Here is an 11,518-nt window from a genome sequence, read left to right on the forward strand (position 1 = left end):
GGTCTTGGTCTTATATGGACCTCCCCCCGCGCCGATAAAAGGCCCCGCTGACATGATTATTGCCGCGACCGACCGGACCCGTGCGCCCTATGCCTGCCATCCGTCGCAATCGCGCGGCCGTCGTTTTGCCCAGGCCGACAGTGCCATGCGCAATGCGTTCCAGCGTGACCGGGACCGGGTCATCCACTCGGCAGCCTTTCGCCGATTGAAGGGAAAGACCCAGGTTTTCGTGGCCCATGAGGGCGATCTCTACCGGACCCGTCTGACCCATTCGCTCGAGGTTTCGCAGATTGCGCGCACCCTGGCGCGGGCCCTGCGCGGCGATGAGGACCTGGCCGAGGCTCTGGCCCTGGCCCATGATCTGGGGCATCCGCCCTTCGGGCATGAAGGCGAGCGGGAGCTGGCCCTGAAGATGAAGGATTTCGGTGGCTTTGATCACAATGCCCAGACCCTGCGGGCGATCACCAAGCTGGAAGTTCGCTATCCGGAGTTCGATGGCCTCAACCTGACCTGGGAAACCCTGGAAGGTGTGGTCAAGCACAATGGCCCGCTACTCGGACCGGGGCAGTCCGAGGCGGATCTGCCCTGGGCCTTTACCGATTATGACGGCTGGCGCGACCTCGAATTTGAAACCCATGCCGGCCTCGAGGCCCAGATTGCGGCGCTGGCGGATGATATCGCCTACAATAATCACGACATTGATGACGGGCTGAGCTCCGGCCTGCTGGAGATCGAGCCCCTGCTCGAATTGCCGCTGGTCGGCGATATCTTCCGCCGGGTTCGTGAGCGTTGGCCTGACAAGCCCCAGACCATCATCGTCCATGAGGCGGTGCGCGAACTGATCGGCGTGATGGTGGCGGATGTGCTGGAGGAATCCGGCAAGCGGCTTGATCGGGCCCGTCCTGAGAGCGCTCAGGCCCTGCGTGAGCTGGATCACCCGGTTGTCGCCTTCTCCGAGGAGATGGTGATGCATCTCGCCGCGCTGCGCCGCCATCTCTTCGCCCACATGTACCGGCACTACAAGGTCAACCGGATGATGAGCCAGGCGCGCCGGGTGACCGGGGAGTTGTTTGATCTGTATCTGAGCAATCCGGGCGTCTTGCCCAGCGATGTCCAGGCAGGCATGACAGGTGCCGGTACCGCACAGACGGCGCGCGCGGTTTGCGACTATATCGCGGGCATGACGGATCGCTTTGCAGTGGAAGAGCACAGACGGCTTTTCACCGTGCAGGGGTATTTCTAGACTGTCGCCGCGGTAAGGGCTTATCGACCGCAATGTTATCGTGTTGAGGCATGTCGCGATTCGCGCGACCGCCGGGCAAGGGTGAGAACCGGGATCCATGACAGACCAAGACGAGGAAAGCCGGATCGGGGCCTATGCGCCGCCGGCTGACGAGTTCGCCACTTTTGATGCGCGCGACGAAGATGCCCGTCGGGGGCTGTTGCTGCTGACCACGGCGTTGGCGGCCTTCGTCCTTTTTCTCGGCGTTGTGTGGAGCGCTTACAATCAGGGTCTGCGCGACAGCGGCCGCGATGGGGCGCCGCGGCTTGTTCCCAACGAGGAACCCTATCGCGAGCGTCCGGTCGATCCGGGCGGCGCCGAGACGCCTGACACTGAACTGGAAGTCTATGACCGGTTGACCGGCGATGATGCGACCGACGATACGGTGTCGCTGCGCCCGGCCCCGGAAGAGCCGCTGGACGACAGTGGTCGGCCGACCCTGCGTGTGGAACAGGTCGATGCCGATGCTGCCGCCGACACGCAGCCACAGGACACACCGATCGAGACAGACACACTGCCGGACGCCACCCCGCGTCAGGCGCCGCAGCGTCCGGCCCGCCAACCGGACCCTGAACCCGAACCGGTCGTGGCCGCTCCGGAACCCGCTGCGCCATCAGGCCAGGTTACCGGGGTGGACCTGACCGGAAGCTGGGTGGTCCAGATTGCCTCCTTCCGTACCGAATCCGATGCGGAGGCGGCCTGGGTCGCCTTCCGCACCCGTTTCTCCGACATTTCGTCGGGCATGGCACCGGACGTCGCGTCGGTCGAGATCGAGGGGCGCGGCACCTATCATCGCCTGCGCATCGCGGCCTTCGCGGATCGCGGCGATGCGGTCAGTTTCTGCTCGCAATTGCAGTCGCGCGGCCAGGATTGTCTGGTGGCACGCCGATGACCATTGCCTCGGTGATCTATGGTCTGGCCGGCACCAAGCTGAGCCCGGACGAGAAAGCTTTTTTTCGCGATATCGATCCGTGGGGGTTCATCCTGTTCGCCCGCAATATCGAGGGTATCAACCAGGTCTCGCGTCTGACGCTGGAGCTGCGCGATTGTGTCGGTCGCGACGCCCCCATCCTGATTGACCAGGAAGGGGGCCGGGTCGCTCGCCTTCGACCGCCGACCTGGCGTGCCGCGCCTGCGGCCCAGCGCTTTGCCGATCTGTGGAAGGTTGATGAGGAGCTGGCGATCGAGGCGACCCGGATCAATCACCGCCTGCTCGCCCATGAGCTGCGCACCATTGGCGTTGATGTCGATTGTGCACCGGTCGCCGATCTGCGGATTGAGGGCGCTGACGACATTATTGGTGACCGCGCCTTCGGCACCACGCCCGAACCGGTCATCCATCTTGGCCGTGCCGCCATGGATGGATTGATGGCGGGCGGTGTCGCGCCGATCATCAAGCATATTCCCGGACATGGCCGGGCCCGGGCCGACAGCCATCTCGAACTGCCCGTCGTGCCGGAAGAACACGGCCTGCTGTCTGAAACCGATTTCGCGCCGTTCAAGGGTCTCAACGATGCGCCCATGGCGATGACGGCCCATATCGTCTACGCCGACATCGACCGCGATCTGCCCGCGACCCAGTCCGCCGATGTGGTCGGCAAGGTGGTGCGTAGCGAGATCGGGTTTGATGGGCTGTTGATGACAGACGACCTGTCGATGAAGGCGCTGACCGGCACGTTCCGCGAGCGCGGCGAGCTGTCCTTGAAGGCCGGTTGCGACATGCTTTTGCACTGTAATGGCCGGATGTCCGAGATGATCGCGGTCGCTGAAGGCACAACGGCCCTGACCGGCCGGGCGCTGGAACGGGCCGAAGCGGCCGAGCGCATTCGCGACGTGATCGAGGATTTTGACCCGGAAGACGCCGAATCGCGGCTCAATGACTGTCTGGACAGGCTTCCCGCCTGATCCGACAGGACACTATGCCGGGAGCAACCCTGAGCGAGGCGCTGGATTGAGCGAGGACTTCGAGGAAGACGTGCGGTTTGAAGCCGCCGAGAACGCCGAGACCGATGCGCTCGTCGTCGACCTTGATGGATTCGGGGGACCGCTTCACCTGCTCCTGGCCCTGGCCCGCAAGCGCAAGATCGATCTGGCGAAGATTTCGATCCTCGACCTGGCCGACCAGTATCTGCTGTTCATGGAGGCGGCGCGTAAAAAGCGGCTCGACCTGGCCGCCGACTATCTGGTGATGGCGGCCTGGCTCGCCTTTCTCAAATCGAAACTCCTCCTGCCCAAGCCGCCCAAGGAAGACGATGACCAGCCCGCCGAAGTGCTGGCGGCCGCGCTGGCTTTCCGGCTGCGCCGGCTGGAAGCCATGCGCGCGGCGGCCGATGCCCTGTTCGCGCGGCCCTTGCTGGCCACCAATGTCCACGCCCGCGGCATGCCGGAAGGGGTGCGGGCGACGCGCTCGGCCGTCTATGAGGCGGATTTGCACGATCTTCTGTCGGCCTATGCCAGCCGCCGGGTAAAGCAGGCGAAGTCTGTTTACCGCCCCCCGACGCCGAAGGTTTATGGCCTGGAAACTGCAAGGGACCGTCTTGAAACACTGATGCCGCAACTCAGTGACTGGCGGGACCTGGACAGCCTGCTTCCCGGAGCCGGGGAGCTGGGCGCCAACCCACCTCCGATGCGATCGGTGCGGGCCAGTTCGATGTTGGCCGCACTTGAAATCACCAAGGAGGGCCATGCACGATTGCGTCAGCAGGAAGCCTATGCGCCGCTCTATGTGCGGTCGCTTTCGGGGGAAGAGGGCGCGACAGATGACTGACGATACGACAACGGACGAACCGGCCGACGCGATCACCAGCGCGATCTCGGCCCTGCGCGAACGGGCGGCTCATCAGGGCCCCAATGTCGCGGCCGATGCCGAAGCGTCCGAAGCGCTGGGCGTCCATCTCGCCGTCAATACCGAACGTCGCAATCTGCGCATCCTCGAAGCCTTGCTGTTTGCGGCTGCCGAGCCACTGGACGAGGAAACCCTTATCGGTCGCCTGCCACTGGAAGCGAACATCCAGGACCTGCTGGGCAAGTTGCGCGATGAATATGCCGAGCGCGGCGTGCACCTGTCGGAAGTGGGCGGGCGCTGGCGCTTCGAGACCGCGCCGGATCTCGCCGACGTTCTGGTCGAGGTCAAGCAGGAGCCGCGCAAGCTGTCACAGGCGGCGCTGGAGACCCTGTCGATCATTGCCTATCACCAGCCTGTGACGCGTGCCGAGATCGAGGAAATCCGCGGTGTCGCCGTGTCGCGCGGGACACTCGACCTGTTGTTCGAGCTGCGCTGGGTGCGGCCGCGCGGGCGTCGTCGCACGCCGGGGCGTCCGGTGACCTATGGCACCACGCAAGGCTTCATGGAGTATTTCTCCCTGCAATCGATCGGCGATCTGCCTGGCATGTCCGACCTGAAGGCCGCCGGCTTGCTCGATGCACGCCTGCCGCCTGATTTTTCGGTGCCGGATCCGTCGCGCAGTGTCGAACCGGACCTGCTGGAAGACCCGCTCAGTGACGAGGAAGCCCATGCCTTCCATGTCGACTTCATGGACGGCGAGGATGATCCGGACGGGGCGGCCTAGCCGTTCGCGTGCGATCAATCGTCCTGCTGTCTGATTGACGGGTTGGACGAGGCCCGGCAAACGCAGTAGACCCAATTGGCAAGGTTCAGACGGAGGGGCAAATGGCTCCCGGCATGTGGCAAATTCTTCTCGTAGTCCTTCTCGCGGTGCTGCTGTTTGGCGGTCGCGGAAAGATCGCGTCGGTCATGGGCGATTTCGCCAAGGGCATCACCAGTTTCCGCAAGGGGCTGAAGGATGATGAAGGCGAGGGCGAAACTTCGGAAACCGACACGCCGGCCGGCTCGCTCAATGCCGAGACCCGCGAAGACGAAAAGACCGGGAGCTAGGCGATGAGCCCCGGCATCGGCATGCCGGAATTGCTGGTGGTCCTGGTCCTCGCACTGGTCGTGGTCGGGCCGCAGCAATTGCCGGTCATGATGCGCAAGGTCGGTCAGATGATGGCCCAGGCCCGCGCCATGGCGAAGGATTTCCAGAACAGTTTCGAGGAAATCGGCCGCGAGACCGAACTGTCCGAGCTGCGCCGTGAGATCGACGCGCTGAAACAGGCCAATCCGATCAACCAGATACATGGTGAGCTCGACAAGGCGACCCGGGGCGCGCAGGACGACGACATCCGCGCCCTCAAGATGAAGCATGTCGAGCAAAACCAGGCGGAAACCGATGCAGACAAGGCCGCCAAGGCGGCGAAGCTGACTGCCCTGGAGGGCGAAGCGCCGGAACGCCTGACGCCGGAAGCCGACGCGCAAGCCGACGCCGCTGCGAGTGCGGATGACGCAGAGCGGGCGGCTTCGGTCGAAACCACGCCTGCCAAGCCGGTCGACGAAATCAAGGGACGCTGAGCCGCATGGCTGAAATCGAGCATGATGAAGTCGAGGCGAGCCGGGCGCCGCTGATCGAGCACCTGGTCGAGCTGCGCTCGCGCCTGGTTGTGATCATGGGCTTTTTGCTGGTCGGCTTCATCGGCTGCTTCATCTTTTCCGAGACGCTCTACCAGTGGCTGCTGCTGCCCTACCGGGATGCGGCCTCCATCGTGCGCGGCGTGCCGGTCGAGGAACTGGACCTGACGGCCAATTTCTTTGCCCCGCTGGAATTCTTCTTTGTCCGGCTGAAACTGTCGCTGGTCGGCGCGGTGATCATCATCTTCCCGGTTATCGCTTGGCAGATTTACGGCTTCGTCGCGCCGGGCCTGTACAAGAATGAGCGCGGCGCCTTTGCCCCGTTCCTGGCCATGTCGCCCGTCCTGTTCGGGCTGGGCGTGAGCTTCGTCTATTTCTTCGTCCTGCCGATGGTGATGCGTTTCTCGCTGGGCCAGGAGCAATCGGCGGAGCTGGTCGGCACGCGCATCGAGCTTCTGCTCAATGTTTCCGATTATATGAACCTCATCACCACGCTGATGCTGGTCTTCGGCATCTCCTTCCAGATGCCGGTTTTCCTGATGCTGCTGGCCAAGGCCGGCATCCTCAAGGCGAAGACCCTGCTGAAGGGCTGGCGTTTTGCGGTGGTCGGGATTGCCCTGTTTGCCGCTTTTGCGACACCGCCGGATCCGATCTCGCAGATCATGCTCGGCGGCGCGCTTCTGCTGCTCTACTTCATCTCGATCGGCGGCATGCATCTCATGCAGTCCTCCGACGACCGGGCAGACGACACGCAAGAGGACTGATCCGGTTTACGGCGCGCGCGGGCAGGGCTATAGCCCGGCCTCGTTATTTCATTGCAACCGGATCAGACCCATGCATGACATCAAGCTCATCCGCGACAATCCCGACGCATTCGACGCTGGCCTCGCCATGCGTGGACTGCCGGCCCAATCCGCGACCCTGATCGAGCTTGATGCCTCCCGCCGCGAAGCGCTGGGCAAGCAGCAGGATGCCGAGACCGAGCGCAATGCGCTGTCCAAGCAGATCGGCAAGGCCAAGGCGACCGGTGACGAGGCCGAGTTCAACCGCCTGCGCAGCGAAGTCGACCGCCTGAAGACGGTGCTCGAGGAATCCGGCCAGCAGGCGCGTCATTTCGACGAGGTCCTGAACCAGCACCTCGCAGCGCTGCCGAACCTGCCGCATGCGGATGTACCGCAAGGGGCTGACGAGGCCGACAATGTCGAGGAGCGCCGCTGGGGCGAGCCGCGGGCGATGGATTTCAAGCCGCGCGATCATGTCGATCTGGGTGAAAGTCTCGGTCAGATGGACTTCAAGAAAGCGGCCGAAATGTCCGGTTCGCGCTTTGTCGCCCTGCGTGGCGGGCTGGCCCGCCTGGAGCGCGCGCTGGCGCAATTCATGCTGGATCTGCACACCGCCGAGCATGGCTATGAAGAAGTCAGCCCGCCTTACATGGTTCGCGATGAGGCGGTCTTTGGAACCGGGCAATTGCCGAAATTCGCCGAAGACCTGTTCCGCACCACGGACGATCACTGGCTGATCCCGACGGCGGAAGTGCCGTTGACCAATCTGGCCCGCGACACCATCCACGCCGAAGCTGACCTGCCAATGCGCATGACGGCCTATACGCCCTGCTTCCGTTCGGAAGCCGGTTCGGCCGGTCGCGACACGCGCGGCATGATCCGCCTGCATCAATTCCAGAAGGTGGAAATGGTCTCCATTGTCGCGCCGGACGAGAGCGATGCCGAGCTGGAGCGGATGACCGGCTGCGCCGAAAAAGTCCTGCAGCTGCTGGAATTGCCCTACCGCGTCATGAAGTTGTGTACCGGCGATATGGGCTTTTCAGCTCGCCGGACCTTCGATCTGGAAGTCTGGATGCCCAGCCAGGACTGTTATCGCGAAATCTCGTCCTGTTCGACCTGTGGCGATTTCCAGGCCCGGCGCATGGATGCCCGCTTCCGCAAGGAAGGCGAAATACGTCCGGCCTTCCTTCACACGCTGAACGGCTCCGGCGTCGCGGTCGGGCGGGCTCTGGTCGCTGTGCTGGAAAACCACCAGAACGAGGACGGTTCGATCAGCATACCGGCCGCGTTGCGTCCGTATATGGGCGGTCTTGAGCGGATCGAAGGCTGAGCCTGACATTGGAGTGGCGATGCGCCACTCCAATGTCCCGCCATGCGATCGGGTCGCTCCCGCAGCTCGCCCGACAGGAGAATGGTCGGCGTCGCCTAGGCGGCATTTGCCCGGGTGTTGGTGCGGGCGCTTTCGTAATAAATTGATTGTAATCAGGTATTTCTATTGCTCGCAGCCCGTTGGCCGAGCTTGAAACCTCTAACCACCCATATGGGCGATTGTTGTCGCCGCCTCTTTCCCTGACCGTTCGCCGATAATTTTGCGTTAGCGCATCGTTAACAATCGGGGGCGTCGCCCAGGCGGCGGATGATCATGGCGAGCAAGAAATCCAACAACCAGGCACGACAGTCTGCAGCCAACGCTGCGGCACCGGCCAATCCGGGCATCGACATTGATGGCTCCGGGCGTGGTGATCTTTTGTTCGGTACCGGTCGTGACGACATCATTGACGGGCGCGGCGGCAATGACCTGATCCTCGGACTGGGTGGCGATGATGTCATTTCGGGCGGTGGCGGCAATGATTTCGTCCTTGGCGGTTCCGGCGATGACGAAATCAGCGGCGATGGCGGCAACGACTTCCTGTCGGGCGGCAGCGGAAATGATGTGATTTCCGGCGGCCGCGGCAGCGACTTTGTTCTCGGTGGCAGCGGCGACGACCAGATCAGCGGTGGCCGAGGCGGGGACACATTGATCGGCGGCGACGGCAATGATGCCATTGATGGCGGTGCCGGCAATGATCTTCTCTCCGGTGATGCGGGTGACGACTTTCTGTCCAGCGGTGACGGTAGAGACACGCTGCTCGGCGGCGCTGGCGACGACATCCTGTCCGGCGGTGCGGGACGGGACACCATTATTGGTGGTCAGGGGCATGACACGCTCGTCTATGGTGGCAGCGTTCGCGATGCGCAGGTCACGGGGGACAGCAATCAGGCGCAGGTCCGCGGAGCGGACGGACGCGACACGCTGGACGGTGTAGAGGCGATCCAGTTTGACGATGCGACGGTCTATCTGGACGGGCGCAATAATGGCCCGATGGTTGAAGACCAGGCGGCCACGATCAGCGAGAACGATGTTGCTGTCATCGTCAATGTCCTCGACGGCGCGTTTGACTTTGATGGCGACGCGATCTCGCTGCTTTCGGTCGATGCCGGGGATTTCGCCGGGACGGTCAGCTTTGATGCCGCCAGCGGCGAGGTTTCGCTCACACCCGGCGCGGCCTACGACTATCTGGCCGACGGCGAGAGCGTCGACGTCATGCTGACCTACACCGCCACGGACGGCACCGACACGACGACCGGAACGATTGCCGTCACGATCACCGGTATCGATGACGAACCCCTGATCACGGCGATCGATCTGGGCGCGCAGAATGAGGATGACGGCTTCATTTCCGTCGATCTGTTGGCCACAGCCAATGGCGATGTGATCGGCATCGACGAGATCCAGTCTGTGTCCTCGTCCAATCCGGACCGGACCATCAGCTGGGGCCTCGATCCGAACAATTATGACGCGGTCCGGCTCGACCTGAACCAGTTCACCGACCTGCAGGCCGGCGAGACCGAGACGGTCACCATCACCTATGTGGTGGGCGACAATCAGGGTGGCCTGACCACCAACACTGCCACCTTCGTGGTTGAAGGCACGAATGATCTTCCGACTTTCGTCGACTTCACCCTGTCACTGGGTGAGAGCGAGCCGCTGTGGGTCAATCTTCTGTCCAGCGTCCAGGATGTGGACAGCGATACGGTGATCGTCACCGATGTGGTCGCCTCGACCAACAATCCGGATCGCGTGGTCACCGCCAACGTCAACTATGCCGACGGTACGGTGACCTTCCCCTACGGCCAGTATGAAGACCTGGCCGAAGGTGAAACCGAAATCCTGACCATCAGCTTCAACCTGGATGATGGTGATGGCGGTGTGGTGGCCCGGGAGCTGAGCTTCACCGTGATCGGGCAGAATGATGCGCCCTACATCGAACCATGGAACTCCTCGCTCGAGGGCACGGTCGATGAGAATGACGCGCCGACCCTGTTTTCGGCCGGCTCGATCGTGTTTGACGATGTTGACGCCAGCGACCAGCACTATGGCTATATCAACAATGTTTCCCTGTCGGGTGAGGCAGGAGATCTCAATCCGGGCAATCTCTATGGCCTGCTGCGCCTGGATGATTATGCCTCGGGCGGCGCGCTGGGCTGGACCTTCAACGCCGATAGCGGTCTGTTCGACTATCTGCAAGAGGGTGAGAGCGTCACCCTGACCTATGATGTCGAGGTCAGCGATGGCCGCGAGGGTGGCCAGACAACCGTGTCGATCACCATCGAGGGCACGAATGACCTCCCGGTCTTCAACGGCTACTCATTCTCCCTGGGCGAAAGCGAGCCCCTGTGGGTCAATCTTCTGGCCAGCGTCCAGGATGTCGACAGCGACACGCTGACGGTCTCCGATGTTGTCGCCTTGACGAATAACCCCGACCGGGTGGTCGTGGCGAACGTCAATTATGCCGATGGTACGGTGACCTTTCCCTATGGCCAGTATGAAGATCTGGCCGAGGGCGAGACAGAGACCCTGACCATCCGCTTCAACGTTGATGATGGTGATGGCGGCGTCGTCCCCTGTGAGCTGAATTTCACCGTGATCGGGCAGAATGATGCGCCTTACATCGAGCCGTGGAACTCCACGCTCGACGGCACGATCGACGAGAATGATGCGCCGGTCCTGACGACCGCCGGCTCCATCGTGTTCGACGATGTCGATGCCAGCGACCAGCATTATGGCTACATCAACAATGTTGCGCTGACCGGCGAGACCGGCGACTTCAACATCTATGACCTTTATGGCCTGCTGCGCCTGGACGACTATGCCTCGGGCGGCGCGCTGGGCTGGACCTTCAACGCCGACAGCGGCCTGTTCGACTATCTGCAGGAAGGCGAGAGCGTCACCCTGACCTATGATGTCGCAGTCAGCGATGGTCGCGCAGATGGCCAGACGACGGTCTCGATCACCATCGAGGGCACCAATGACCTGCCGACCTTCATCGATTTCGGCCATGAGATTGATGAAACTACGTCGCTTTGGGTCAACCTTCTGTCCGGCGTCCAGGATGTCGACAGCGATGCGGTGACAATTTCGGATGTGGTTGCCTATACCGACAATCCGGACCGGGTCGTCGCACTTGATGTCAATCTGGAAGAGGGAACGGTCTTCTTCACCTATGGCCAGTATGAGGACCTCGCCGAGGGCGAGAGCGAGATCCTGACCATCAGCTACACGATTGATGACGGCGATGGCGGGGTCGTACCGGCTGAAATGCACTTCACCGTGATCGGGTCAAATGATGCGCCCTATATCGAGCCGTGGAACTCCACGCTCGACGGCACGGTCGACGAGAATGACGCGCCGGTCCTGACCACCAGCGGTTCGATCGTGTTCGACGATGTCGACGCCAGCGACCAGCATTATGGCTACATCAACAATGTCGTGCTGACCGGCGAGACCGGTGATCTCAACCCGGGTAATCTTTATGGCCTGCTGCGCCTGGACGACTATGCCTCGGGCGGCGCGCTGGGCTGGACCTTCAATGCCGACAGCGGCCTGTTCGACTATCTGCAGGAAGGCGAGAGCGTCACCCTGACCTATGATGTCGCAGTCAGCGATGG

Annotated in this window: 10 protein-coding genes; all 10 read left to right on the forward strand. The window is 62.5% G+C overall.

Annotated features, from left to right (window positions below):
• The first annotated feature begins 52 nt into the window (after positions 1 to 52).
• Entirely contained in the window at positions 53 to 1,243 is a 1,191-nt protein-coding gene (locus ACN0X9_RS02280) for a deoxyguanosinetriphosphate triphosphohydrolase (protein ID WP_417486016.1), read from the forward strand.
• Positions 1,244 to 1,340: 97 nt separating this feature from the next.
• Positions 1,341 to 2,174 (forward strand): SPOR domain-containing protein, encoded by an 834-nt coding sequence (locus ACN0X9_RS02285; protein ID WP_417486017.1) that lies wholly within the window; start codon positions 1,341 to 1,343, stop codon positions 2,172 to 2,174.
• Positions 2,171 to 3,187: a beta-N-acetylhexosaminidase gene (gene nagZ, locus ACN0X9_RS02290; RefSeq protein WP_417486018.1), complete on the forward strand. Its 1,017-nt coding sequence runs from the start codon at positions 2,171 to 2,173 to the stop codon at positions 3,185 to 3,187. The genes ACN0X9_RS02285 and nagZ overlap by 4 nt, the downstream gene beginning before the upstream one ends.
• A 46-nt stretch (positions 3,188 to 3,233) precedes the next feature.
• Positions 3,234 to 4,049, forward strand: a complete 816-nt coding sequence (locus tag ACN0X9_RS02295) for a segregation and condensation protein A (protein ID WP_417486019.1) — start codon at positions 3,234 to 3,236, stop codon at positions 4,047 to 4,049.
• Positions 4,042 to 4,851, forward strand: a complete 810-nt coding sequence (gene scpB, locus ACN0X9_RS02300) for an SMC-Scp complex subunit ScpB (RefSeq protein WP_417486020.1) — start codon at positions 4,042 to 4,044, stop codon at positions 4,849 to 4,851. The genes ACN0X9_RS02295 and scpB overlap by 8 nt, the downstream gene beginning before the upstream one ends.
• Before the next feature lie 113 nt (positions 4,852 to 4,964).
• Positions 4,965 to 5,177, forward strand: a complete 213-nt coding sequence (locus ACN0X9_RS02305; RefSeq protein WP_417486021.1) for a twin-arginine translocase TatA/TatE family subunit — start codon at positions 4,965 to 4,967, stop codon at positions 5,175 to 5,177.
• A 3-nt stretch (positions 5,178 to 5,180) separates the two neighbouring features.
• Positions 5,181 to 5,690, forward strand: a complete 510-nt coding sequence (gene tatB / locus ACN0X9_RS02310; protein WP_417486022.1) for a Sec-independent protein translocase protein TatB — start codon at positions 5,181 to 5,183, stop codon at positions 5,688 to 5,690.
• 5 nt (positions 5,691 to 5,695) lie between these two features.
• Positions 5,696 to 6,511 (forward strand): twin-arginine translocase subunit TatC, encoded by an 816-nt coding sequence (gene tatC / locus ACN0X9_RS02315; protein WP_417486023.1) that lies wholly within the window; start codon positions 5,696 to 5,698, stop codon positions 6,509 to 6,511.
• 70 nt (positions 6,512 to 6,581) lie between these two features.
• Complete coding sequence (gene serS, locus ACN0X9_RS02320; RefSeq protein ID WP_417486024.1) at positions 6,582 to 7,859, forward strand: serine--tRNA ligase; 1,278 nt, start codon at positions 6,582 to 6,584, stop codon at positions 7,857 to 7,859.
• A 312-nt stretch (positions 7,860 to 8,171) separates the two neighbouring features.
• A partial coding sequence (locus ACN0X9_RS02325; protein ID WP_417486025.1) for a tandem-95 repeat protein occupies positions 8,172 to 11,518 on the forward strand: 3,347 nt, incomplete at its 3' end.

The sequence above is a fragment of the Maricaulis sp. genome, from assembly GCF_048268525.1.
Classification (GTDB): domain Bacteria; phylum Pseudomonadota; class Alphaproteobacteria; order Caulobacterales; family Maricaulaceae; genus Maricaulis.